Origin of the sequence: Streptomyces changchenzhani, from assembly GCF_039766235.1 — a bacterium.
Classification (GTDB): domain Bacteria; phylum Actinomycetota; class Actinomycetes; order Streptomycetales; family Streptomycetaceae; genus Streptomyces.
This window is the reverse complement of record NZ_JBDHNH010000015.1, coordinates 67,202-88,561: the sequence shown is the minus strand read 5'-3', so window position 1 is coordinate 88,561 and position 21,360 is coordinate 67,202. Positions and strand designations below refer to the sequence as shown.

General features: G+C 68.9%; 25 protein-coding genes, 2 pseudogenes and 1 riboswitch. Of the genes and pseudogenes, 13 read left to right on the top strand and 14 right to left on the bottom strand.

Annotated features, from left to right (window positions below):
* Position 1 precedes the first annotated feature (1 nt).
* The 4 genes from ABCR94_RS34395 to ABCR94_RS34380 form a co-directional block, all read right to left on the bottom strand.
* Positions 2 to 625, bottom strand: a complete 624-nt coding sequence (locus ABCR94_RS34395; protein WP_347124998.1) for a TIGR04282 family arsenosugar biosynthesis glycosyltransferase — start codon at positions 623 to 625, stop codon at positions 2 to 4.
* A gap of 5 nt (positions 626 to 630) precedes the next feature.
* A complete protein-coding gene (locus tag ABCR94_RS34390) occupies positions 631 to 1,341 on the bottom strand; it encodes a glycosyltransferase family 2 protein (protein ID WP_347124891.1) in 711 nt (236 codons plus the stop codon).
* Between the two features lie 55 nt (positions 1,342 to 1,396).
* Positions 1,397 to 1,807 carry a DUF3291 domain-containing protein gene (locus ABCR94_RS34385; protein ID WP_347124890.1) on the bottom strand — a complete coding sequence of 137 codons (411 nt, stop codon included), beginning with the start codon at positions 1,805 to 1,807 and terminating at the stop codon, positions 1,397 to 1,399.
* A gap of 203 nt (positions 1,808 to 2,010) precedes the next feature.
* Positions 2,011 to 3,072 carry an NAD-dependent epimerase/dehydratase family protein gene (locus ABCR94_RS34380; protein WP_347124888.1) on the bottom strand — a complete coding sequence of 354 codons (1,062 nt, stop codon included), beginning with the start codon at positions 3,070 to 3,072 and terminating at the stop codon, positions 2,011 to 2,013.
* A gap of 202 nt (positions 3,073 to 3,274) precedes the next feature.
* On the opposite strand from ABCR94_RS34380, the gene ABCR94_RS34375 reads away from it, so the two are divergent.
* The 7 genes from ABCR94_RS34375 to ABCR94_RS34345 all read left to right on the top strand — a co-directional run bounded on the left by ABCR94_RS34375 (position 3,275) and on the right by ABCR94_RS34345 (position 8,180).
* The gene (locus ABCR94_RS34375) at positions 3,275 to 3,826 is read left to right on the top strand and encodes a DoxX family protein (RefSeq protein ID WP_347124887.1); all 552 of its coding nucleotides are present in this window, start codon (positions 3,275 to 3,277) and stop codon (positions 3,824 to 3,826) included.
* Positions 3,827 to 3,844: 18 nt separating this feature from the next.
* Positions 3,845 to 4,246, top strand: coding sequence for an Rv1678 family membrane protein (locus ABCR94_RS34370; protein WP_267824905.1), 402 nt, complete (start codon positions 3,845 to 3,847; stop codon positions 4,244 to 4,246).
* Positions 4,243 to 5,367 (top strand): Rv1679 family acyl-CoA dehydrogenase, encoded by a 1,125-nt coding sequence (fadE16, locus tag ABCR94_RS34365; protein WP_347124885.1) that lies wholly within the window; start codon positions 4,243 to 4,245, stop codon positions 5,365 to 5,367. The genes ABCR94_RS34370 and fadE16 overlap by 4 nt, the downstream gene beginning before the upstream one ends.
* A 39-nt stretch (positions 5,368 to 5,406) precedes the next feature.
* Positions 5,407 to 6,216 (top strand): Rv1680 family SBP-like protein, encoded by an 810-nt coding sequence (locus ABCR94_RS34360; protein WP_267824907.1) that lies wholly within the window; start codon positions 5,407 to 5,409, stop codon positions 6,214 to 6,216.
* A gap of 2 nt (positions 6,217 to 6,218) precedes the next feature.
* Complete coding sequence (locus tag ABCR94_RS34355) at positions 6,219 to 7,202, top strand: Rv1681 family radical SAM protein (RefSeq protein WP_347124882.1); 984 nt, start codon at positions 6,219 to 6,221, stop codon at positions 7,200 to 7,202.
* A gap of 133 nt (positions 7,203 to 7,335) precedes the next feature.
* Positions 7,336 to 7,686, top strand: coding sequence for a hypothetical protein (locus ABCR94_RS34350; RefSeq protein WP_347124881.1), 351 nt, complete (start codon positions 7,336 to 7,338; stop codon positions 7,684 to 7,686).
* Entirely contained in the window at positions 7,683 to 8,180 is a 498-nt protein-coding gene (locus ABCR94_RS34345; RefSeq protein WP_347124879.1) for a hypothetical protein, read from the top strand. Before ABCR94_RS34350 ends, ABCR94_RS34345 begins: the two co-directional genes overlap by 4 nt.
* Before the next feature lie 114 nt (positions 8,181 to 8,294).
* Here the strand turns inward: ABCR94_RS34345 and ABCR94_RS34340 are convergent, their stop codons facing one another.
* Positions 8,295 to 8,657, bottom strand: a complete 363-nt coding sequence (locus ABCR94_RS34340) for a hypothetical protein (RefSeq protein ID WP_347124878.1) — start codon at positions 8,655 to 8,657, stop codon at positions 8,295 to 8,297.
* Positions 8,658 to 8,746: 89 nt separating this feature from the next.
* Complete coding sequence (locus ABCR94_RS34335) at positions 8,747 to 9,313, bottom strand: DM13 domain-containing protein (protein WP_347124876.1); 567 nt, start codon at positions 9,311 to 9,313, stop codon at positions 8,747 to 8,749.
* A 324-nt stretch (positions 9,314 to 9,637) separates the two neighbouring features.
* Between ABCR94_RS34335 and ABCR94_RS34330 the strand changes: the two are divergent.
* Positions 9,638 to 10,423: pseudogene (locus tag ABCR94_RS34330) on the top strand (Tn3 family transposase); the annotation flags it as partial.
* A 161-nt stretch (positions 10,424 to 10,584) separates the two neighbouring features.
* Here ABCR94_RS34330 and ABCR94_RS34325 read toward each other — a convergent pair.
* A complete protein-coding gene (locus ABCR94_RS34325) occupies positions 10,585 to 11,880 on the bottom strand; it encodes a GNAT family N-acetyltransferase (RefSeq protein ID WP_347124874.1) in 1,296 nt (431 codons plus the stop codon).
* Positions 11,881 to 12,078: 198 nt separating this feature from the next.
* Here ABCR94_RS34325 and ABCR94_RS34320 point away from each other — a divergent pair, with 198 nt between their 5' ends.
* Positions 12,079 to 12,762 carry a recombinase family protein gene (locus ABCR94_RS34320; RefSeq protein ID WP_347124872.1) on the top strand — a complete coding sequence of 228 codons (684 nt, stop codon included), beginning with the start codon at positions 12,079 to 12,081 and terminating at the stop codon, positions 12,760 to 12,762.
* 158 nt (positions 12,763 to 12,920) lie between these two features.
* Here ABCR94_RS34320 and ABCR94_RS34315 read toward each other — a convergent pair whose 3' ends face one another.
* Genes ABCR94_RS34315 through ABCR94_RS34305 form a run of 3 tightly spaced genes read right to left on the bottom strand, consistent with a single transcriptional unit; the run spans position 12,921 to position 15,912 of the window.
* Positions 12,921 to 14,510 carry a site-specific integrase gene (locus ABCR94_RS34315; protein ID WP_347124870.1) on the bottom strand — a complete coding sequence of 530 codons (1,590 nt, stop codon included), beginning with the start codon at positions 14,508 to 14,510 and terminating at the stop codon, positions 12,921 to 12,923.
* The gene (locus tag ABCR94_RS34310) at positions 14,507 to 14,836 is read right to left on the bottom strand and encodes a helix-turn-helix domain-containing protein (RefSeq protein WP_347124869.1); all 330 of its coding nucleotides are present in this window, start codon (positions 14,834 to 14,836) and stop codon (positions 14,507 to 14,509) included. The genes ABCR94_RS34315 and ABCR94_RS34310 overlap by 4 nt, the downstream gene beginning before the upstream one ends.
* Positions 14,836 to 15,912: a tyrosine-type recombinase/integrase gene (locus tag ABCR94_RS34305; RefSeq protein ID WP_347124867.1), complete on the bottom strand. Its 1,077-nt coding sequence runs from the start codon at positions 15,910 to 15,912 to the stop codon at positions 14,836 to 14,838. Before ABCR94_RS34305 ends, ABCR94_RS34310 begins: the two co-directional genes overlap by 1 nt.
* Positions 15,913 to 15,974: 62 nt before the next feature.
* On the opposite strand from ABCR94_RS34305, the pseudogene ABCR94_RS39310 reads away from it, so the two are divergent.
* A pseudogene (locus ABCR94_RS39310) lies at positions 15,975 to 16,998 on the top strand (recombinase family protein).
* On the opposite strand, the gene ABCR94_RS34290 reads toward ABCR94_RS39310, so the two are convergent.
* Complete coding sequence (locus tag ABCR94_RS34290; protein WP_347124863.1) at positions 16,999 to 17,727, bottom strand: hypothetical protein; 729 nt, start codon at positions 17,725 to 17,727, stop codon at positions 16,999 to 17,001. It lies immediately after the preceding pseudogene.
* A 269-nt stretch (positions 17,728 to 17,996) separates the two neighbouring features.
* On the opposite strand from ABCR94_RS34290, the gene ABCR94_RS34285 reads away from it, so the two are divergent.
* Entirely contained in the window at positions 17,997 to 18,554 is a 558-nt protein-coding gene (locus ABCR94_RS34285; RefSeq protein ID WP_347124862.1) for a hypothetical protein, read from the top strand.
* Between the two features lie 23 nt (positions 18,555 to 18,577).
* On the opposite strand, the gene ABCR94_RS34280 is transcribed toward ABCR94_RS34285, so the two are convergent.
* Positions 18,578 to 19,018 (bottom strand): hypothetical protein, encoded by a 441-nt coding sequence (locus ABCR94_RS34280; protein ID WP_347124861.1) that lies wholly within the window; start codon positions 19,016 to 19,018, stop codon positions 18,578 to 18,580.
* 182 nt (positions 19,019 to 19,200) lie between these two features.
* Between ABCR94_RS34280 and ABCR94_RS34275 the strand changes: the two genes are divergently transcribed.
* Together ABCR94_RS34275 and ABCR94_RS34270 are read left to right on the top strand one after the other, a co-directional pair.
* Positions 19,201 to 19,413, top strand: a complete 213-nt coding sequence (locus tag ABCR94_RS34275) for a hypothetical protein (RefSeq protein ID WP_347124860.1) — start codon at positions 19,201 to 19,203, stop codon at positions 19,411 to 19,413.
* Between the two features lie 15 nt (positions 19,414 to 19,428).
* Complete coding sequence (locus ABCR94_RS34270; RefSeq protein WP_347124858.1) at positions 19,429 to 19,638, top strand: hypothetical protein; 210 nt, start codon at positions 19,429 to 19,431, stop codon at positions 19,636 to 19,638.
* Positions 19,639 to 19,729: 91 nt separating this feature from the next.
* On the opposite strand, the gene ABCR94_RS34265 is transcribed toward ABCR94_RS34270, so the two are convergent.
* Together ABCR94_RS34265 and ABCR94_RS34260 are read right to left on the bottom strand one after the other, a co-directional pair.
* Entirely contained in the window at positions 19,730 to 20,590 is an 861-nt protein-coding gene (locus ABCR94_RS34265; RefSeq protein WP_347124857.1) for a hypothetical protein, read from the bottom strand.
* Between the two features lie 238 nt (positions 20,591 to 20,828).
* Entirely contained in the window at positions 20,829 to 20,993 is a 165-nt protein-coding gene (locus ABCR94_RS34260) for a hypothetical protein (RefSeq protein WP_347124855.1), read from the bottom strand.
* 82 nt (positions 20,994 to 21,075) lie between these two features.
* A riboswitch (cyclic di-AMP (ydaO/yuaA leader) is annotated at positions 21,076 to 21,285 on the bottom strand.
* Positions 21,286 to 21,360 lie beyond the last annotated feature (75 nt).

Sequence of the window (21,360 nt, the reverse complement as noted above, 5' to 3'; positions counted from 1 at the left end):
GTCATTGCGGCCTGGCCTGTATCAGCAGGGCCAGGCTCGTGGCGAAGCGGGTGTGCGGGGCCTGGGCCGCCACCGCCCGCGCGTCAGCGGCGGTGTCGACGTCCCGCAGCACCGGCAGGTCCCGCACCGTCAGCCCGGCCTCGGTCAGCCGCTGGCGTTGCAGGGCACCGGTGTCGGGGACGTCCATCGGTACCCCGCGCAGCAGTGCGGGATCGGGTTCGGCGAGTCCCAGCGCCCAGAAGCCGCCGTCCAGTGCCGGGCCGAACCATGCGTCGCAGCCCTGCCAGGCGTCCTCGGCCAGCGCGGGCGCCAGGACAGCGGGGGTGACCTGCGGGGTGTCCATACCAATCAGTACGACCGGACCCGTGCACACCCCGAATGCCGCGGCCAGCCGTTCATCCAGCCGGCCCTGCCCCTGCGGCACGACCTCGATGCCGGGCGGCAGCCAGGGTCCAGGTGTGCCGTCGAGGACCAGCACCCGCCGCTCGGCGGGGGCCGCGAGCATTGCTTGCAGGGAGTCGGTGAGCATCGCCTGGGCCAGGAGCGCCGCCTCCTGGGGCGTGTACGGCGGGGTAAGGCGGGTCTTCACCCGCCCGGGCACCGGTTCCTTGGCAAGGATGAGCATCGTGGTCACTGCGCATCCTCCCCACCGGATGCCGGGACGGGCAGCGGCGGCTGCGAGAGCACGGTGCGCATGTCGTGCACCGCGTGCCAGGTACCCCGCCAGGTCCCGGTGACCTTCGACTTCCCGGCCCGCGGCAGATACGGGACATCGACTTCGCTGACCCGCCAGCCCGCGTCGGCCGCGCGCAGGACCATCTGGAGCGGGTAGCCGCTGCGCCGGTCAGTGAGGTGGAGGCCGACCAGCGGCTCACGCCGGGCGGCACGCATGGGCCCCAGATCGTGCAGCCGCAGCCCAGTGCGCCGGCGCACTATCTGGGACAGGGCCAGGTTTCCGGCCCGAGCGTGAAGAGGCCAGGTGCCGTGCCCTTGCGGTCGGCGTCGGCCCAGTACCAGATCGGCCTTCCCGCCTGCCACCTCCCGTACGAAGGCGGGAAGCAGCCCGGGGTCCAGGGAGGCGTCGCAGTCGCAGAAGCAGACGAACTCGGCTTCCGCCGAGAGCAGCCCCGCCTGGCAGGCGGGGCCGAAGCCACGTTCCGGTTGGGAGACGACCGTGGCGCCGTGCGCGGAGGCGATCTCGCCGGAACCGTCGCTGGAGCCGTTGTCGACGACGATCGCGCGCCAGCCGGGCGGGATGCGCTCCAGCACCCAGGGCAGGGCGCGGGCTTCGTCCAGGCACGGCAAGACGACGTCCACCGTCGTCGCATCCGGGTCGCTCACCCCCTCACCGTACTCACCCAATCCCCATATCCAGGGCTTTCTGGGCAGTTCGGGATCAGCGGGGTGCGTGTCCGGCGATTCTGCTCACGGCATCGGACCAGTCGACCGGCAGAGTACTGCGGGGCACAGTCCAGGTGACGAACACCGGATCGCGCAGCCGGAGGTGGAAGTCCCTCATGGTTCGCTCGTGCGGCAGGGCTTCCACGAACGAGTCCAGCGCCTCCTGGTCACGCCAGGCCGAGAGCGTCCAGAAGGTCTTGGCGAACGGCTCGGCCCGCAGGGACAGGCCCAAAGCCCCGTCGGCCGCCATGACCTGACGCCGAATGGCCTGGGCTGCGGCGATGAAACGTGGAATGTCCCAGGCGCGGCGCAGGAGCAGGCGCGAACCCAAAACCAGAACCTCGTCCGGAAGTGACTCCGCTGTGCCGGCTGCGGCCGCGGTGGCGGTCCAAGGCGAGGTCGGCATCCCGGTCCCTCCTCATCAACGGTCGGCCTGGTCTGATCCCCGAGCCATCCCAGCGTGACCCGCTGCCGCTCTGGCCGCAACGTGAACGGGGCGTCCCGCTGACACGAGCCAAGGCGCCCCGGACAACAGCTGCCGCGGAGGAGAAGGCAGCGGTGGTCAACGACCGGTGGTGAGTACACGGCGCCGGTCGTGGCATTTCGAGATCACCCTCCGCGCAGTCCGCTGCGGGCGAACTCCGTCATCCCCTCGGCGAGGCCGACCTCTGCCCGCCAGCCCAGCTCACCGGTCAGGCGGCGCGAGGACGCCGTGATGTGCCGTACGTCCCCCAGCCGGTACTCGCCCGTGACCACGGGTTGTGGACCGCCGTGCGCCAGGGCCAGTGCCGTGGCCATCTCCCCGACCGTGTGCGGTTCCCCGCTCCCGGTGTTGAACACTGTCAGCACACCCGGCTCCCGCTCCCGGCCCGCGAGCGCCTCCAGCGCCACCACGTTCGCCGCGGCCACGTCCCGGACATGTACGAAGTCCCGCCGCTGCCCGCCGTCCTCGAAGACCCTCGGCGCCTCGCCCCGGGCGAGCGCCGACCGGAAGAAGGACGCCACACCCGCGTACAGGGTGTCGCGCGGCATCCCCGGCCCGTACACGTTGTGATAGCGCAGCGACACGGCCCGCCCGCCGGTCGCCCGCGCCCACGCGGCTGTCAGATGCTCCTGGGCGATTTTGGTTGAGGCGTACACATTGCGCGGATCGGCCGGCGCGTCCTCATCCACCAGACCGGGCACCAGCTCGCCGCCGCAGCCGGGGCATCGGGGCTCGAAACGCCCGGCATCGAGATCCGCTGCCGCGCGTGGCCCGGGGTGCACGGGCCCGTGCCGGGGGCAGTCGTAGCGGCCTTCCCCGTACACGACCATCGATCCCGCGAGCACCAGCCGGCAGACCCCGGTCTCCGCCATCGTGGCCAGCAGCACGGCAGTCCCGAAGTCGTTGCAGCTCACATAGGCGGGCGCGTCGGCGAAGTCCTTGCCCAGGCCCACCATGGCCGCCTGATGACAGACCGCGTCCACGCCGTGCAGCGCCCGGGCGAGCACGACCCGGTCCCGTACATCCGCATGGATCCAGTCCGCAGCCGCGTCGGGTGGCTGTGGAGCGGTCGGATGGGCCGAGGGCAGCAGAGCGTCGAGTACGACGGATTCATGGCCGCGGGCGGCGAGCGCAGTGACGACGTGCGAGCCGATGAAGCCAGCGCCCCCGGTGACAAGTACACGCATGACCGTGAACGCTAGGCGCTGCGACTCCCTGCCGTCCGGTCGCGCGCCGGGAGGTCACCGGTTCCCGGAAGTGTTGCCGACTGACGCCCTGCCGTTCGCGCATCGCAAGACCCTGCGGCTTGCCGTGTCCGGGGGAGCGTGAGTGGATGGAGGTACGGCAGATGATCCTCACGTTCTCGGAGCATGATCAGAGGTCGTTCGCATGACCGCTACCAACCGGTCCTCGCCCCCCGGCCTGGAGCCACTGGGCTCGTCCCGCCTCTCCCGCGTGCTCCTGGCCGTATGCCGGGTCACGGTCGGCCTGCTGTGGATCCAGAACCTTTCCTGGAAGCACCCGCCGGGCTTCGGGAACAAGTCCGACCCTCCTCAGGACCTGTACGCCTGGACCCTCAAAGGGGTCGACAACGAGGTCTTCGCCCCATGGGCGTGGCTGGTCGAGCACGTGATCATCCCCAATTTCGCGGTGTTCGCCTGGGGCGCCTTCGCGATCGAGGCATGCCTGGGCGCGTTCCTCCTGGTGGGCCTGGCAACCCGCCTCTGGGCGCTGGTCGGGCTGGCCCAGACGACCGCCATCACGTTCTCCGTCTTGAACACTCCGAACGAGTGGTTCTGGTCGTACTTCCTGATGTATGCCGTGCACCTGGCACTGCTGGCCACCGCTGCGGGACGCGCCTACGGCGTGGACGGCGCCCTGCGCCCGGTGTGGCGCCAACGCGGTGGCCGGCTGTCGCGGGTGCTGCTCGCGGCATCGTGAACCAAGGAAGGGATTCCCATGCAGACTCCGCGATCCGCCATCGGCCGGACGGCCGCCGGCCTGGGCGTGGGCGCTGCGGCGAGCAGCGTCCTGGCCATCGCCGACGGCCCGCCGTGGGGGATCGTCTCGCTGGGCGGGACAGGGACGCTGGTGCTGCTGCTCCTGGCCGCCGGCGCCGTGACGGCGGGGCTCTTGGCGGTGCGGTCGCTGATCGTCCTGGCCGGGGCGGGTTTCCTGGCGGCCGCCGTCCTGCAGCTGGTGCAGATCGGCTGGACCGGTGCGAACCTGCTCGGGGGCGACGGTTCCACCGTGGCCCTGCTGCTCGGTTTCGCCGTGGGCCTGCTCGCCCTCGGCCTCACCACAGCACCCGACGACCGTGATGCCCCCACTTCCTCCACGGGAAGGCACGATCCCGCATGAACGTCGACAGTCTGTTGCAGCCCGTCCTGGCCACCGTCACGGAACACGCGCCGGCCGTTGACACGGACGGCCGGTTCCCCGAAGAAGCGGTCGCAGCTCTGGGCGCGTCCGGCCTGCTGGGTCTGACACTGCCCGAGCCAGACGGCGGGCTGGGAGCCGGCCCGGAAGAGTTCGCCCACGTCACGGCCGAGCTGGCGGGCGTCTGCGGATCGACGGCCATGGTCTACCTGATGCACATCAGTGGTGCCATGACGGTACTGGCCGCGGCACCGCCGGGGATGCCGGACCTGCCGGGCGACCTGGCCACGGGCAGGGCACTGGCCACGCTGGCGTTCAGCGAACCCGGCTCCCGCTCGCACTTCTGGGCGCCGATCTCCCAGGCCAAACGCAATGGCGGCCAGGAGGCGCAGTTCACCGCGGAGAAGAGCTGGGTGACATCCGCCGGACACGCACAGATGTACATCACATCCGTGCTCTCCGCCGACGAGGCGGGCACCGTCGACCTGTACGCCATCGAAGCAGACGCCCCGGGCGTAGCCGTCACCGGCACGTTCCACGGTCTGGGCCTACGCGGCAACGCCTCCGCTCCCATGCGATTCGACATGACAGTCCCCGACACCCTGCGCCTCGGAGCTTCCGGCAGCGGGCTCACCCTGATGACCGAGACGGTCATGCCCTGGTTCAACCTCGGCAACGCCGCCGTCTCCCTCGGCCTGGCACGTGCCGCCCTGAACGCAGCCGTGCGCCACACCAGCGGCGCCACCCTCCAGCACACCGGCCAGAGGCTCGCCGAGCTGCCCACCATCCGCGCCCGCCTGGCCCGCATGTCGCTCCAGCTGGAAGCCGCACACGCCTACCTGCGTGCCGCGGCGGCCAGCATCGCCGCACCCGAAGAGCAGACCCCGCTGTACGTCCTCGGGGTCAAGGCGCTGGCCAACGACACCGCCCTGACCGTCACCGACGACGCCATGCGGGTCTGCGGCGGCGCCGCGTTCTCCCAGCACCTGGCCATCGAACGGTTCTTCCGCGACGCCCGCGCCGGCCACGTCATGGCCCCCACCGCCGACGTCTTGTACGACTTCTACGGCAAGGCCATCACCGGCCAGCCGGTATTCGGCTGAACCGGACGCCCACCCGGCGCACCCGGCAAGGAGGACCTCATGGAACCGCTGGTCGTCGGCGCGGTGGCCTACACCCCCAACGTGGTGCCCATCTGGGAAGGCATCCGCGACTACTACCGCACCGCCCCCGTCGAGATGGACTTCGTTCTCTTCTCCAACTACGGCCGCCAGGTCGACGCACTGCTGGCCGGGACCATCGACATCGCCTGGAACACCAACCTTGCCTGGGTGCGAACCGTCCTCCAGAGCGGCGAGCGGGCCCGGGCGCTGGCCATGCGCGACACCGACCTCACCTTCCGCAGCCACCTCGTCTGCCGCGCCGGGGCCGGACTGCGCGGCCCCGCCGACCTCAGAGGCCGACGTCTCGCCCTCGGCAGCCGCGACTCCGCACAGGCCGCGATCCTGCCCCTGCACTACCTGCGCCGCGAAGGCATCACCAACGGCGACGTGGAACTCCTGCGCATCGACAGCGACCTGGGAAAGCACGGCGACACCGGCCGCAGCGAACTGGACGCCATCCGGGCCGTCCTAGACGGCGACGCCGACGCCGCCGCGATCGGCAATTCCACCTGGGAATCCATCGGCCGGGACGAACTCATGCCCGACGCCCTCGAAGCGTTCTGGACCAGCCCCGCCTACTGCCACTGCAACTTCACCGCACTCGACACCCTCGACCCCACCCGCGCCGACGCCTGGACCACGCACCTGCTCGCCATGGACTGGAACAACCCCGAACACCGGCGGATCCTCGAACTGGAAGGCCTCACACGGTGGGTACGACCGCAGCTCGACGGTTACGCCGACCTCTTCCAGGCGGTCGAGGAACAACAGATCGCGGCCCGGTGGTGACCATGGTGATCCTTGAGCTGCTCGAGAAGGTCTCCGCAACCGCCGACGGAGATACGATCACGCTGCCCGTCGCCTCACCCGGCGACGCGGAACTGGCCGCCGCCTGGTGCGCCCGTACCGGCAACACACTCGTGGCTGCCGACGACACCAGCATCACCATCCGCCGCGGGCGCCCGCCCGACCCCATGGCAGCCCTGCCCGAAGACCGCCGTCCCGGGGCACGCCTGTGGCTCTACACCAACTTCGACTGCAACCTCGCCTGCGACTACTGCTGCGCCCGATCCTCACCACAAACAGAGCGGCGAGCCCTGGGCGTGGACCGCGTCCAGCAGATCGCGAAGGCCGCCCCTAAAGCCGGAGTCCTGGAGATCCTGCTCACCGGCGGTGAACCGTTCATCCTGCCCGACCTCGACCAGATCGTCGCCGCATGCACCGCCGCGCTGCCCACCACCCTCCTCACCAACGGCATGCTCTTCCGCGGACGACGGCTCCAGATCCTCCAGGCGATGCCCCGCGAACGGCTCACCCTGCAGATCAGCCTCGACTCCGCCACCCCCGACCTGCACGACTCCCACCGCGGCAAAGGCACCTGGGCCAAAGCCGTCGCCGGCATCCGCACCGCCCTCGGAGAGGGCTTCACCGTGCGGGTGGCCGCCACCCTCACCACCGACGACCGACACGAGGAGAGTCAACTGCGATCCTTCCTGGATTCGCTCGGCATCGCCCGCGAGAACCAGGTGGTCCGCCCCCTCGCCCATGAGGGCGCCGCCGACGAGGGCCTGGAACTCACCGTCCAGACCCTGATCCCGGAAGTGACCATCACCGCCGATGGCGTCTACTGGCACCCCGTGGGAGCCGACAACGAAGAACAGCTCGTCACCCGCCACATCTTCCCCCTCGACACCGCCATCGAGCTCGTACGAGAGCAGTACCGTTCCTACCGGAACACGGCGGACTCCGCCGCCCGCACCTTCCCCTGCGCATGAGTCAACGAGCCACAGGAGATGGCCCCCTGCTCATCGCCGCAGCACGGCACAGGTCCGGGCACGTTCCGGGACAAGGGGTCCCAGGAACGGACCAGGAAACCGGTGTTGCTGTCAGATCGCCAGGAAGGACTTGATGCACCTGGTGCGGTGGATGCCGTCGCTGAAGCAGTCCGTCGAGCAGATCCCCGAGGACTCTCCGGGCTGGGGCTTCACCATGTTCGAGCGGCGGGCCGAGGGCATGGCGGTGATGGGCGTCGCCCTGGCGGCGGACTGGCCCGCCTGGTCAGAGAAGCAGGCGCGGGCCGCGCGTCTGCTGTGCGCCGAGTACGACTACGACCTCCGCCGGCGCGGCGAGGACCTTCTGCCGTACTACATCCCGGCGCCGGAGAAGCCGAACAAGCTCCGCCTGGTGTGCGGACAGTGCTGCAACGACGGCATGGACGAGATGGGGCGCCTGGCCGCGCTCGCCGGGCGGCTGTCATGACCGGCTCCGAGCAGGGCGAACGTACCCCGGACACCATCCTGATCTCCGAGCTGATCGGTCTGCTGAGCGCCGCCGAGCACTACATCACTGCCGGCGACGACGCCCGCCTCCACTACCTCGACAAGCGTGCCAGCCTGTTCCACCGCCTCGTCGACGCCACCGGTGACGAGGCCTCGCGCTACCTCGCCCAGGACGCTGAGGACCGGGCCCGCGACGCCCGCGCGGCCGCGGAGGCGATGGCTGCCGACGCGGTGATCCCCGGCCCGCGCCCCGCACCGTGTGAGGCACAACGGGACTGGCCATGGGCGGTGAGAAGGATCAAGAGCGTGTGCGTCCGTGGGGACGCTGGAGGCGTCCCGGGCAACGTGCGTGAACGGCAGCGGCACAGCTACCGGGCTCTTGGCCACGGTCGGGTCCGCTGCTGGGGTCGGGTACCGGCTCCACCCGGATCGGGGGGAGAACCAGGAAGCCGGTACCCGGAGCGGGCCCCGTGAAGGGGCCCGGATGTTCATGACTACAGGACATGAGCCGCTGGCCTGGGGATTGGGGCCGGAGTGTCCAGGGAGCTGTCCCTGGACACCCCACCGCCCCCACGATGGCTCGTCCCGTCAGGGGCCGAGGAGTACGGTGATGAGTTTGCGGGCCGCTGTTTTGGTCAGCCGCCCCAGCGCCGTCTGCGCCTTCTCACCGGTGTCGCGCGGTGCGACACCGGTGCCCTTGACTGCATTGTTGAACGCGGTGTCGAACCGGTCGGGCCCGGCCTTGGCGACGAGGGTGTCCAGGTACTTCAGCTGAGCGGGGGTCGATGCTGTTGCGGGAGTCATTGGCGAGCGGGTCGGGCTGGTTGATGTACCGGTCGTACATCGGGTGTCCCGGTGTACGACTTCCAGGGCCTTCTTCAGGCCGCGGTCGGTCTCATGCTCGGTGACGCCGGCGATCTCGCCGACGGCGCGGACGAGGCCCTGGCCCACGATGAGTGCCTGGCACTAAAATCGCCGCCCAGAGCGGCGAAGCGGCCCGCCGACTTCCCGTCGGCGGGCCGCTTGCCTTCATTCGCCTGTCAGGCCTTGTCGAGTGCCGCGGCACCGAAGGAAACGTTGAAGCGGTCGCACCAGATGCTCACGCTCGTGTACTGGGAGAGGTCCACACCGGTGGGAAGGACGTAGTTCTGGTCGCCCTTGTTGCCCTTGAGCTTGCCCAGGCTGACGTACTTGCCGTCGTCGAAGACCTCCCAGCCCGCCTTGCCCTCCTTCACCGGGGCGTCGGTCAGCCACACGTGCAGGTCCGGGCCGTTGCTGGTGTCGAGATTCTCCAGCCGCAGCGTGTGCGAACCATCCGCCAGGCGGACAATCTTCACCGTGCCCGTCGTGGTGTGCTCATGACTGATCAGCTGTCCCGTTGCGACGGCCTGCGGGACCGCAGGCGCTGCCGGCGTTGCCGAGCTCGCACCGGGCGGGGTCGACACGGCCGGGGCGGTGGCGGTCACGGAGGGCAGGGCCTCTTGCACCGTCTCGTCCTGCCACAGCTTCCAGGGCTGAAACAGATACATGCCCACGCCGATCACGGCGACCGCGACCACCGCGATAGCGTGAACGACCGGCCTGCTTGCTATTCGTCCGCGCGCCATAAAATTGCCCCCCACTCGATCCGATTCCCGCCTGAGACTAGACGGCTTCCACCACCGGCGTGAGCCCTGATCCAGATCCCGGACAGGCCCCGGAAATTGCAGCGGATGCAACAACACAGGGCACAGGTAGAGCGCCGAGCGGACCAAGGCGAACGACTGAGACGCGCGGTGATCGACGGAACTCGGGCCGCGCAGAATGCTGGATTGGCTCCCGAACGCTCGTGATTCAGCAGCGAACCCACACGTCTGAGGCGATAATTTGGCGAGATGCCCCTCGGGTTCCCGTAGCTTCCCCTTCGAGATTCGGCGAACCCGTCGGCTTCGGGCCCCGGCGTGATGATTTATTGGCATGTGGAGCGGAAATCGGTCTGCATCTACAGCCAGCTCAAGTCCTGTTCGGCCTCCGAGGTCGCCTCGATGATCGAGGGCGTGCTGCGGCACTGCACCGACATGGAAGTGGACCGGCAGTACACCGACACCCACGGCGCCTCCATCGTCGGGTTCGCCTTCGCGCACATGCTCGACTTCAAGCTGATGCCCCGGCTGAAGAACATCGGCTCGGCGAAGCTGTACCGGCCGGCGGCCGGCCAGGACGACAACTGGCCGAACCTGGGCCCGGTGCTCTCCACCAAGACGATCGACTGGGACCTAATCGCCCAGCAGTACGACCAGATCGTGAAGTACACCACCGCCCTGCGCCTGGGCACCGCCGAGGCCGAGCAGGTCCTGCGCCGGTTCACCCGTGGAGGGCCGAAGCACCCGACGTACCGGGCGATCGAAGAGCTGGGCCGGGCGGTGCGGACCTCGTTCGTCTGTGACTACCTGGCCGACGTCGAGATGCGCCAGGAGATCCACGAGGGGTTGCAGGTGGTCGAGAACTGGAACTCCGCGAACAAGGACCTCTTCTACGGCAAGGACGGCGACCTGGCCGGTGCGGACAAGGAGTCCCAGGAGGTCAGCATGCTCGCGCTGCACCTGCTCCAGTCCGCGCTGGTGCACGTCAACACGCTGCTGATGCAGGAGGTCTTGGCCGATACGAAGTGGGCGGACAAGCTCACCGACGCGGACCGCAGGGCGCTGTCGCCGCTGTTCTGGACCCATGTGAATCCTGGGCCGCTACCTGTTCAACATCAAGGCCAGCGCGCCAGGCCAGGGCCTGCGCCCCTTCCGGGACCCGGACGCCGCCGAGGACGACGAGAGCGACTGACCGCGTCCCGAACGGCTCGACAGTGGCCGAGGGGCCTGATAATGCCTGGCAGTCGACAGCTGCCTCAGAAGCCGAAGGAGTTGTGCGGTTCGGGGTCGATGCGGAACAGCCGGGTTAGCTGCGCGATCGCGCCGTCGGCGTGCGGAGTGATGCGACCCGCGTACATCAGATCATGTGCCGACATGCCGCCGAGGTAGAGCGAACTGAGCGCCGAGATTGTGATGGTCAAATCCGCCTGCTGGTCGGTGGCAACGCATGCCACCGACGTACCGCCTGTGCGGAGAAGCCATGTCCGGTTGTTCGCCGGGCACGTTTGGTCGTCATCGATGGTGAACGCCACCTCCCCGACCGTGTCGTACGAGCGTTGCGTCAGGGCGCGAGGGACGTCGAGAAGGCGTGCCCACAAGTTGTCGGACTGCCGGGTGATGCGCATCGCTCGCGGGTTCGCAAGCATCCACCGCAGTGGTTCGTCGCGCGGGCGGCCGGGCGCCACGATGGTCCTGGTGAGGTCGAAGTCGACCAACAAGCTCCACAGTGCGCGATACGCCGTCGGGTTCGTCGCCTCCAGCGCCTCAACAACGAGTGTCCCCGCGTTGACGGCTGTCGAGGACCACGGCAGTCGGAAGTTGGCGATGCCGTCTACCTCGCCGTGCTGGTCGCGGTGGGCGAGATACCGCAGCGGTCCGTTCGTGCCGTCCGCAGTGTCGGACAGGCTGTCCCAGTGCCCGGGCAGGGGGGTGAGCTCACCGGTACGGTGTGCACGCACCTCCGCGTGCACCACAGGCCAGAACTGCTTCGCCTGCGCGGCGTCGACCAGCTCCAGCGAACCCGGGTCGGGCGCTGCCGGAAGGAAGGCAGCTTCGTGACGGTCCAGCTCCCACCGCGCGCGGAAGGTCGCCGGCGAGAACCCGAATCGGCCGTAGATGCTGCCCTCGCTGGCGCTGAGCATCGCCAACGGCTCGCCTCGGTCCAAGGCGGCGTCGAACATGGCCTGCATCATCCGCCGCAGGTAACCGCGTCGGCGGTGTGTAGCGATCACCCCGGTAGAAGTAACACCGGCTATCTTGACCGTGCCCCCGCCAGGAACCGTCACGTCGAAGGAGATGGCGGCCGATGCGCCGACGCACGCGCCGTCTGCGAAGGTCGCGATCGGGTGGAAGGACTCGTCCTTGACGTCAGCTTCTGCCCACTCCGCTAGCTGCTCGGCGGTCGCCGGAGTGCGCCGCGGGGGCCACGGCTCCGGACCACCGTGCCACGCGGCATCAGCTGGCTCCCACTGCGGCAACCCGTTCGCGAAGGGCAGCGCCCGGTAGTACGCGTTCATCTCATCTCGTTGCGGCGGGCGCACCTGAGTAGCCATGGCGGACAGTAGATCCACAACCATCGTCTACGGACAACCGATTACTTGATCGCCGAGCTACCAACCTTCAAGAAACCTTCGTTTTCTGAAGATGGCTTTGAGAGACCGCCTGGACTCTGCAGGGCCTTCAAAAAACCCTTCAAAAACCTGGGTCATTCAGTAACCCCGAACCACCGTTTTCTGACATGATCCGGGGCCATGACCGCTCTCGAACCGGCCGAACCGGGCCTCCTCGTCGCCGAACCACTCGTCCGCACCGAGATCAAGATCGGGTACGCGCGAGTCTCGACCAGCGGGCAGAAGCTGGAGCGGCAGCTCGACGCGCTGGCCACCGCCGGGTGCCGGAAGATCTTCGCGGACAAGAAGTCCGGCAAAAACGCGCTCCGCCCCGAACTGAAGGCGTGCCACGCCTTCCTCGACCCTGGGGACACCCTCGTCGTCCCGAGTCTGGACCGCTACGGCCGCAGCCTTCAGGACCTCATCAACATGGTCGCCGAACTACGCGAGCGCGGGATCGGCTTCACCTCGCTGCACGAGAACCTGGACACCACCACCCCCGGCGGCCGGCTCGTCTTCCACGTCTTCGCCGCGCTCGCCGAGTTCATCCGCGAACTCATCGTCATCGGCACCAACGAGGGCCTGGCCGCCGCCCGCGAGCGCGGCCGGGTCGGCGGGCGCGGCCGGGTCGGCGGGCGCCCGAGCGTCGCCACCGAGGAAGTCATCCGCGCCGCTCGCGATCTACTGCCCGACCCCGGTCGCTCGATCACCTCCATCGCCAAGCTGCTGGGCGTCTCCCCGGGCACCCTCTACAACCACATCCCGGACCTGCGCGAGCTGCGCGCTGGCGTCGTGCCCCGTCAGCTCGAAGCGCGGACGAGGTAGGCCAACTCCAGCAAGATCAATCTCAGCGGCACTTTCTGTACCGCAACTACTCACACCCGCAGACCCCCGCGAGTTCGCGGAAACTGAAGGTTCTTCAGCATGAACCCGAGGGCGTTCGGACCTGATCCTGGGGATGGACCCGTGGGTTCATGGTCAACTCACGGGGCTCTCTCGGCGGCCTGCTCCAGTAGCGCCCGCGCCGAGTCCGCGTAACGCATCGCGGTCTTCTCGTCGAGCCCGAACACCTCTGCGAGGTGGAGAGGATCGGGCCCGTGGGTCAGGGCCTCTTCGAGTTGCCGGTCGACGCGGAGCCGTTCCAGTGTCGCGTCCTGTCCGCGCATTGAGGAACTGATCCAGTGGTTGCTGGCGCGGTTGGTCTTGGTGGCGGTCTGGTTATTGATCAGCAGGTGGAGATTCGCCGTGTTCGGCCACCGGCTTCGCCGGTGCTCCAGCCAGTCCAGCAGCAGTTTCAGGGTGAGGTCATCGAGCGGGCGGACGCGTCCGGCGATGGTCAGTCGGCGGTTGCCGAGGTCGACGTCGTCGAGTATGAGCATGCCGATCTGGGCGACCCGGGCGGCATGGACGGCCGCGAGGGCGAGGATGAGCCGCGTCGCCGGTGTGGTGGCCGCCGCGACGGAGCGGTCGACCTGGGCGGGGACGAGCGGTTGCAGCAGGGCGTACTCGTACTGTCCGACCTTGATCCGACTGGTCGGGTTGCGGAAGATCAGCCCATTGCGCTTGGCCCAGATGAACAGCGAGCGCAGGGCCACCAGTTGGTCATGTCGCTGGTGGCCGTGCAGTGTCTTGACGTAGGTGAGGACGTCGTCGCGGGTCACTTCCCGTAGGTGGTCGTAGCGGTTCGACCACTCCAGCAGGGCCGGACGGACTCGGTTGAGGTAGAGCCAAACCGTTCCTTCCCGTCGTGGCAGGCTGCGGGGGCCGCCGTCGTGCAGGACGCGGGTCCAGCGCTCGGCTTCCGAGCGGATGCCGGGTGCGAGACCCTCCAGACGCTCGGCGAGCCAGCCCTCGAAGGAGGGCTCGCTGTCGTCCTCGAAGATTCCCATTTCCTCCAGAACCGTGACGACGTGGCCGAACCGCAGGTCCAGGGCCCGCAGCGGAGCGAAGAGCTCTGTGTGCCGGATGACGTCGTCCTCGACGTAGCCGGTGAGGACGAGGGCCAGGCCGCGGTTGACGGCGAAACGGATGCCGCGTCCCCAGCCACGGGCCTCGGCGAGCTGGTGGACGAGGTATTTCGCCCAGGCCAGCCACGGGTTGGCCAGGTCGGCGTCGGCTGGGGCGAGGCGGCCGTAGTCACGCGGGACCTGTCCGAACAGCGGCAGCTGTCTCCAGTCGGCATTCGGCCGCCAGGCCGGCGCGGGCGGCGGCTTCCGGACGGCTCCACGCCCTCCTCCGCGTCGCGCGACGGCGGGTGCAGATCCTCTGCGGTAGTGCAAGCCCATGAAGAACAGTTGGTGGTGCCGGACGGCGTTGAGCCGGTCTCTCACGTCGGCTTCGACCGGCGGCCGACCGACAGTGGTCTTGGCGTGGAGCCGGGCCTGGCACCAGCACAGACGGCAGTAACCCCACTTCAGTGGCTGGGTGCGGCGGCAGCCGACGCAGACGGCCGTCGCGTGGCTGCGGCCGAACATGTAGCAGGCAGGGCAGAGCCGTCCGCTGAAGTCGCCCCAGGCCAGGCAACCGTCGCAGGAGTCGGTCGGTTTGCAGTAGCCCTTCGGATATCGGCTCATGCAGGCGGCAGCGACCGGCCGTCGCGGCGCTTGGGTACCACCGCCGGAGCCAGTCCGGCGGCGCCGACAGCGGTCTGGGCGACGTCCTTCTCGCCGGGGCGGTTAACCTTCTGCGGTTCCGGGATCAGCAGGTCGCCGATCTCGCAGCCGAGCACGACACAGATGACGTCCAGGTCCTCCAGCTTGAGGGAGACGGGCTGCCCGGACCACAGCCCGGACATCTTCCCGGCCGAGATCGCCAATCCGTGCTCGGCCAGGCTCCGCTGGAGCTCAGACGCCTTCCAGACCCCTTTGTTCGCGGCGGTCAGCCGCAGGTTCCACCTCATCAGACCAATCCTTCCAGCCGCTTCGCGGCCCGTTCCATCCCGGCGACCCAGGCGTCCTCGACCCGGGTCTGCTGGACGTGGATGTATCGCATCGTGGTGGCGATCCATGAGTGTCCCAAAACCTCCTGGATTGCGAGCAAGTCCAGCCCGTTTCCGTAGAGTTGGGACGCGCAGAAATGTCGCAGGACGTGCGGTGTCAGCTTCTTGCCCCACCCAGGCAGGTGCACTTTGGCCGCGTCCTTGAGCCCCTTGCGCAGGGCGTCGTCGCCCACCCGACGCGAGGACCCGTCGGCGTTCTTGCGTTCGGAGGGAAACAGTGGGGCGCCGGGGCGGGTGTGGTCGTCGTCGAACTGGCCCCAGACGTCCTCGATGAACCACCGAAGTGTCCGGTCGGCGCCGTTGATCAGCGGCACCATCCGCTCGCGCGGACCCGATCCGCGGGCGCCCTTGCCGTGGCGGACGTGGAGCTTGCCGAAGCGGCCCAGGTCCCACTTGATGTCCGCCAGGTCGAGCCCACATGCCTCGCTCACTCGCAGGCCGACCTGGGACAGCAGCTTCGAGGCGGTGTAGTTCCTGGCGGTAGGGGCGAACTTGCGGCAGGTGGCCAGCTCACCGCCCCAGCCGGTGAAGAGCGTTCCGACCTCCGGCTCGCTCGGTGGAATCCGCAGCTGGGCATCCTTCGCGCCGCGCGGCTTGTTCATCTCGTCGATCGGGCACTCGACGACCCGGCCGGTCATCCGGTGCAGCTCGACCTTGTGCCGCAGCTCCAGAAACATGAAGTACGTGGTCAGCGCCTGCGACCGGGCCAACCGGGTGCCGCTCGGCGAGACGCGCAACACCTTCCCGAAGTACGCGTCGGCATCAGCCGGCTCCATATCCCACAGCGGTCTGCCGAACCAGGACCTGATCTGGTCCAGGTGTCCGACGTCCCCGCGGATCGTGCCGTCCGCCAAGCCCGCCGAGGCCCGCGCAAGAACGAACCCGGACAGCACGTCGGTCTCGAACCGCTCCAGCTCCTCCGCCGACGCGGGCGCCCAGTGCTCACGCAGATCCCGTACAACTGCCAGCGCCGCCAACCCGAGCCCCCTCACCTTCGGCCCGACTGCGGATCGGTCGGACCCAGTGAGAACGCTTCAAGATTCCTGAAGTTACGTCACAGAGTCGAAGAGCACCCGAAGGGGGAACAACCACCTGGCCACGGGCACGGGGACTCACGGGGGCTCAGGGGAACTCGCGGGATGTCGCACACCCCTGCCCACGCTGTAACGCTCGGCCAGGTTCACCCTGCCGCTCGCGCTCCGGCGCCGTCGCCGGGACCTACCACACCGGCCGCTTCACCAAGGTGCCCCGGCTCGCGAAACTCCTCCGCGTGCCAACACCCGCCGACCGCGGCCCCGGCCAGCCGTGGCGGCCCGGCACCCCGGCGCCCGCGCCCGTCGACCCGGACACCCCGAGCGCGGACATCCGCATCGGATATGCCCGATGCTCGACCCTCACCCAAGAACTCCAGACACAGCTCGACGCGCTCGCCGCCAAGCACATCCCCCGCGACAAGATCTTCGCCGAGAAGATCAGCACCCGGGTCCGGGTCCGCCCGCAGTTCGAGGCAGCTCTCGCCGCCGCCCGGGAGATCAAGGCTCACGCCCCGCACTGCCGGGTGATCTTCACGGTGTACGAGATGAAGCGCCTGACGCGATGCCGCAGAGCTGACAGCCCTGGCCGATCACCTCACCGCCCACGGCCTGGTGCTGGAAATGCTCGCCGGACCTCTACAGGGGATGTACGACCCCAGCGGTCCGGGACGCCTGCTGTTCGGGTTCTTCGCGGCGATGGCCGAGACCGAGCGCGAGAACATCCGCGAGGCCACCCTCGAAGGACTCGACACCGCGGCCCGCAAGGGCAACCACGGCGGCCGGCCCCCGGTCATCACCGACGACATGCTGCACACCGTGCTCCGCCGCCGCGCGAACGGCGAGACTGTCGAGGACATCCAGCCTGACCTGCTCATCCCCGCCGGCCGCCGCAAGGGACAGAGCCCCAGCCTCTCCAGCATTTACCGGGCGCTGGCCGAGCACGAGAAGACCCGGGCGTACCCAGAGGTCGTGGAGGCGGCGCACGCCGACTTCGCCGCCCTCCAGCAGCGCGACCGCAGCCCCAAGTAGTTACTCAGCGCTACACGCCATCTGGCGGTAGCTATACGAGAACAGGGCCAGGACGTCGGCCGCGGCGGTGTCGGAGAGGTAGGCCGGGGCGACTTCGAGCATCAGCTCTCCGAGCTGGTGGGTGGTGGCGGCGAGGTCGTCGACGACGCGGCGCAGCTCGGTGAGCGCGGGATCCACCGGCGGAGCGGCGGTCAGCGGGGGCGGTGCGGTGCGGACGTCGCGGACGGCCTGGCGGACCACGGCGCGCACGGTGGGCTCATCGAGCACCTGGAGGCCGCTGTTGGCGAGCGTGGCGAGGCGGCGGGTGATCAGCTCCGCGACGTCGCCGGTACGGCCGGAGACGGCGATCAGGGCGCGTTGGGACAGGCCGTAGTCGAGCGCGGCCGCGGCGACCGGGTCGCTGTCTCGCGTGCGAGACGTCCCGGGGCCGGCTGCGACGGCGTCGTGGATCGCGGCCAGGGCGCGGGCGACATCGAGCAGCCGGTACGCCTGGGCGCGGCTGATGCCGAACTCCGCGCCGCAGTACGACTCCCACGAGCCGAAGCCCAGGGGGAGCCAGACGCGGGCGGCGTGCGCGGCGCGGACCCGGGCGGCGAGCACCGCGACCGTACGCCGGATGTCAGCCATCGCCTCGCGCAGCCCGGCCGTCACCTCCCGGGCCTGCGCCGTGGTCAGCGACGGCCGCGCCGGATCGACGGCGTGCTCCTGGTCCTCGTTGTCCTCGCCCACGACTCCATCGTCCTCCGGAACGGAGGACGCCACCAGGGCGTGACCGCGAACCGATGAGCCCGCGTCAGGGCTCTGCTGACCAGCAGTTCACCGGATCGAGGGACGGGCGTACTGGATGCTGACGGATGCGAGGGTGACAATGCATCGCCGGGCTGAACCTCACAGACTCATAGCCTTACAGGTCAGCGCGTTCACCTGGGGAAACAGCATGTGAACCTCATACCTGGCAGGTGACTGAGGGGTATCAGTACCGCCCTACGATCCGCGTCATGAACAACGAGACCGACGTGGCCCAAGTAGATCCGCGGCAGTTGCCGGCTGACAGCTTCACCGACTCCGACCTGGTCAGGATCGAGCTGGTGCACTCGGCCGTATCCAACGCACGCCGCCTCAGCGACTACGCGCAGATGGTGAGCGAGGACCAGGCGCAGGCGGGCGATTACGTGCGTCTGGCGCGGGTCCACTCTGCGAATGACACCTTGATCGAGGGGGCGGTGGTTGCCGAGCGGGTCCGCGGAACGAGTTGGGAGATCCTCGCAGAGGCTCTTGGGGTGACCCCTGAAGAGGCTCAGGGGCAGTGGGGCCGCCCGGAAACAAGGTGGCGTCGCAAGACCCCTGTCACCAGCGTCTACCGCAAGGACCCTGGGTACTACGCGGCAGAGGCCGACGAGTACACCACCACGGGCACCCCGCGGCGGATCGGTCCCCCCAATGGCCGACCGTTGTCCGCTTCCCTGGACGCGGCCTCTCACCTCACCGGTCGGGATGTCGTTGCAGCGGATCAGGCGTTCGCGGGCGCTCCCGTCTGCGCGCACTGTTCCCGCTGACCCCTGCCTCCTGATGGACGCTTTCAGTGGCGCCTTCGGCCGTGGCCCGGCAGGCCGGCCGGGATCGCATACACGCTGGAACCGCCGCTGCTGGGAACCGGTTTGGCCCGCCACCCTTGGGCCGGAGCGGGAGGCACCACGCGCAGGAGTCCGTCTACGACCGGACGGGGAGCGTTCGACGTAGTGAGCGGCTCTCCGGACAGCAGGCAGCGCGTCCCCTCCGGAGCGAGGTGCTGGGCGAGCGTGTCCTTGCGGGTGACCCGGGCCCACGTTCCGCATGCGCACTCGTAGCTGTTCGCCAGCTCTTTCCCGGTCACGACCACTGCGCCGGACTTCGGGCAGATTCCGGGACGGTTGGGCGCCGGATGCTCGTAGAGGTGACCGTTGCGCAGGCTCGCTTTGGTCGGTACACCGCACTCGGGGCAGACGACCAGCTTCGTCGGTGCAAGAGGACGTCTCGGCATATCGTCGCCTTCCGCTCGGGGCCGCTCTTTGGCATCACCATCAACTCAATGCCGGGCAGGCGCTGTTGGTTTCTCCCCTTCCCGGCTGCCTTCCACACCTGAGTGCATGCGCATCGGCGGTGGCAGTCTCACCCCCGCGCACTTCACAAACCTCCACCACCCGTGCGTGAAGGAGCAAGGCGATGCCCGTGGAGCTCACGCCCGACGATGCGTACGACGACGCGAGCGACACCTTGCGGGTCGGGAGGCATGACCTTGAGCGGCTGCTGCTGGAGTTCCGTGAGCTGCTGAGGAAGCGGGAGCCGGACAGCTGGAGCCACATGGAGGACTACGACCTGTCCTTCGAGCGCCTGGCCGACGCCGCCACCGATGCCAGGCTGGGTGCGCGCTTGTAGGGCCCTGACCTCCGGATGCGCTGCACGACCACCGAGACCATCTACGAGTGGCCGGAGGGCGCACCGTACGACGGCGGGACACCGGTCACGCGGAACGTGCGGGGCTACGGCTCCCACGCCACCGCTGATGACGACGAAAACCGGCTCATGTCGCTGTGCGGCTTCAGTTGGGCGGAGGGGGAAGGCCGGCGGGTGAGCGGTGAGCGGCTTGCCGGACTGCCGTGAGTGCCGGCGCGAGGTTCAGCTCGGTGCCGAACGTCCCCGAGACGGCTGGTGAGCGTCCACGATGCGCGTTCGTACCCTGCTCTTGGAGGGATCAGGCTGTGGGATCGCGCTCAACCCACAGAGATTGTCCGCCGACCAGGCTGGTTGCTGTCTCTGCGGGCTGGAGGGTCGTCGACCCGGCGAGCCGCAGCGAGGTGGTGGTCAGCGCTGCGACGACGCGTTCGGCCAGGGCCTGGCGCTCGGGCTCCCCCGGGAGAACTCCGGGAGTGAAGGAGAGCCACACCCGGCCGTCGCCGCCGCCTGAGACCCGCACGGCCTCTTCCGGGCCGCAGGGAATCCGGGCGCCAGTGAGCGCCTGGGCGACCGTGGCGCGCAACCGGGCGGTGTTCCGCTTGTCGACCTCATGTGCGGCCAGGTAAATCGCGAGGGCCAGTTCGCCGGCGGCTTCCTCGACTGCGCCGACGTCGATCCGGTAGGGGCCCATGGTGACGGTGTCGGCCCGCGGGTCGTAGGCGAAGCCCCAGAAATGCCGGGCCACGTCACGGGGCGTGTCGCCGGCCTTGATCCGCCTCTGCTGCGGGCCGATGCCCTTCCCCCGGGACCAGTCCTCGAAGTGGGTGAGGCCATCGCGCATGTGCTTGATGCCGGGCAGCGCGGCCTCGAACCGCTCGCGCGCCTGCTCCAGGGCCTGCCCTGCTGCCGGATCGATGCCGAGATCGGCCAGGGCGATCTGCTCCAACTTCTCCGCCATCAGCAACTGGCGCAGAGCGATGCACAGCTGCCGCGCGTCGATCTGCCGCGAGTCGAAGCACGGGCCACCGTTGTCATCGTCGCCGGCGCGGATCCGCCGGACCGCCAGGGCGGCCGTGCGCTGCCACCACTGCGCCTCGGAAACGGCTATGGCGTAGGGATTGTCCGCTGGTGACCAGTCGTTGGCCACGGTCTCGCTCATGCCCGACATCATGACCGCCCCGGCGGTCTCGTGCGCAGGCATTACCGGCAGGTCGCGGCGGAGCGGTAGCGAAGCGCCGTGAATCCCTGCCGTGTCGTTCAGGAGAGATCTTGGTCTGGATGCCAAGACCTCTCCTGCTCTTGTCCGCGTCTCCTACGGGATCACCGTGAAGATCAGACCCTCTCGGTGGCACCTTCGACGGGTGGGGGAGGCCGGCCGACCGCCGACGTGCTCTTGGTCAAGACCTGTCGGCGTAGGTCAAGGCCACGAAGATGAAACCGCCCAACCCGAGTGCAGCCAGAGCTCCTGTGCTTATGGCCTCGTAGTACGAGACCCCCTCCATCGTTCGACGGAGGATGCCCGCGAAGCATCCGCCGATGATCGCGATCAGCACTGTGATCACGGCTTCCGTCTTCCTGTTCCTCGGCGACTCGTGCCCGGACCCCGAGAATTGCGGACTGTTCTGCGCTGCCGTCATGGCTCGCTCTGCCTTCGTCAGCCCGCCTGTGAAGGATGACCTGTCGGGTTCGGGCTGACGAATGCCCGGCCGCTGACACGGCTTCACCCCAAGGGTGGCTCGTTCGGTCGTGGCGTGACCGTTCCGGCGACCCGTCTTGCCTGGATCCTCCACTCCTGCCGATCCACTCCTGTCGACGGAGCATCCGGGCAGCGGCAGGATTCGGCGTCCGCTCAGATAGCCCCGCCGCCTGTGACGGGGGCTTGTCGTGGAAGAGATCGTGACGCAAGCCACCCCACAAGTCCCAACGAAA

Coding starts and splice junctions, on each gene's coding strand:
- ABCR94_RS34395 (WP_347124998.1), bottom strand. CDS start 625: ATGCTCATCCTTGCCAAGGAACCGGTGCCCGGGCGGGTGAAGACCCGC.
- ABCR94_RS34385 (WP_347124890.1), bottom strand. CDS start 1,807: ATGCCGACCTCGCCTTGGACCGCCACCGCGGCCGCAGCCGGCACAGCG.
- ABCR94_RS34380 (WP_347124888.1), bottom strand. CDS start 3,072: ATGCGTGTACTTGTCACCGGGGGCGCTGGCTTCATCGGCTCGCACGTC.
- ABCR94_RS34375 (WP_347124887.1), top strand. CDS start 3,275: ATGACCGCTACCAACCGGTCCTCGCCCCCCGGCCTGGAGCCACTGGGC.
- ABCR94_RS34370 (WP_267824905.1), top strand. CDS start 3,845: ATGCAGACTCCGCGATCCGCCATCGGCCGGACGGCCGCCGGCCTGGGC.
- fadE16 (WP_347124885.1), top strand. CDS start 4,243: ATGAACGTCGACAGTCTGTTGCAGCCCGTCCTGGCCACCGTCACGGAA.
- ABCR94_RS34360 (WP_267824907.1), top strand. CDS start 5,407: ATGGAACCGCTGGTCGTCGGCGCGGTGGCCTACACCCCCAACGTGGTG.
- ABCR94_RS34355 (WP_347124882.1), top strand. CDS start 6,219: ATGGTGATCCTTGAGCTGCTCGAGAAGGTCTCCGCAACCGCCGACGGA.
- ABCR94_RS34350 (WP_347124881.1), top strand. CDS start 7,336: ATGCACCTGGTGCGGTGGATGCCGTCGCTGAAGCAGTCCGTCGAGCAG.
- ABCR94_RS34345 (WP_347124879.1), top strand. CDS start 7,683: ATGACCGGCTCCGAGCAGGGCGAACGTACCCCGGACACCATCCTGATC.
- ABCR94_RS34335 (WP_347124876.1), bottom strand. CDS start 9,313: ATGGCGCGCGGACGAATAGCAAGCAGGCCGGTCGTTCACGCTATCGCG.
- ABCR94_RS34325 (WP_347124874.1), bottom strand. CDS start 11,880: ATGGCTACTCAGGTGCGCCCGCCGCAACGAGATGAGATGAACGCGTAC.
- ABCR94_RS34320 (WP_347124872.1), top strand. CDS start 12,079: ATGACCGCTCTCGAACCGGCCGAACCGGGCCTCCTCGTCGCCGAACCA.
- ABCR94_RS34315 (WP_347124870.1), bottom strand. CDS start 14,510: ATGAGCCGATATCCGAAGGGCTACTGCAAACCGACCGACTCCTGCGAC.
- ABCR94_RS34310 (WP_347124869.1), bottom strand. CDS start 14,836: ATGAGGTGGAACCTGCGGCTGACCGCCGCGAACAAAGGGGTCTGGAAG.
- ABCR94_RS34285 (WP_347124862.1), top strand. CDS start 17,997: ATGAACAACGAGACCGACGTGGCCCAAGTAGATCCGCGGCAGTTGCCG.
- ABCR94_RS34280 (WP_347124861.1), bottom strand. CDS start 19,018: ATGCCGAGACGTCCTCTTGCACCGACGAAGCTGGTCGTCTGCCCCGAG.
- ABCR94_RS34275 (WP_347124860.1), top strand. CDS start 19,201: ATGCCCGTGGAGCTCACGCCCGACGATGCGTACGACGACGCGAGCGAC.
- ABCR94_RS34270 (WP_347124858.1), top strand. CDS start 19,429: ATGCGCTGCACGACCACCGAGACCATCTACGAGTGGCCGGAGGGCGCA.
- ABCR94_RS34265 (WP_347124857.1), bottom strand. CDS start 20,590: ATGAGCGAGACCGTGGCCAACGACTGGTCACCAGCGGACAATCCCTAC.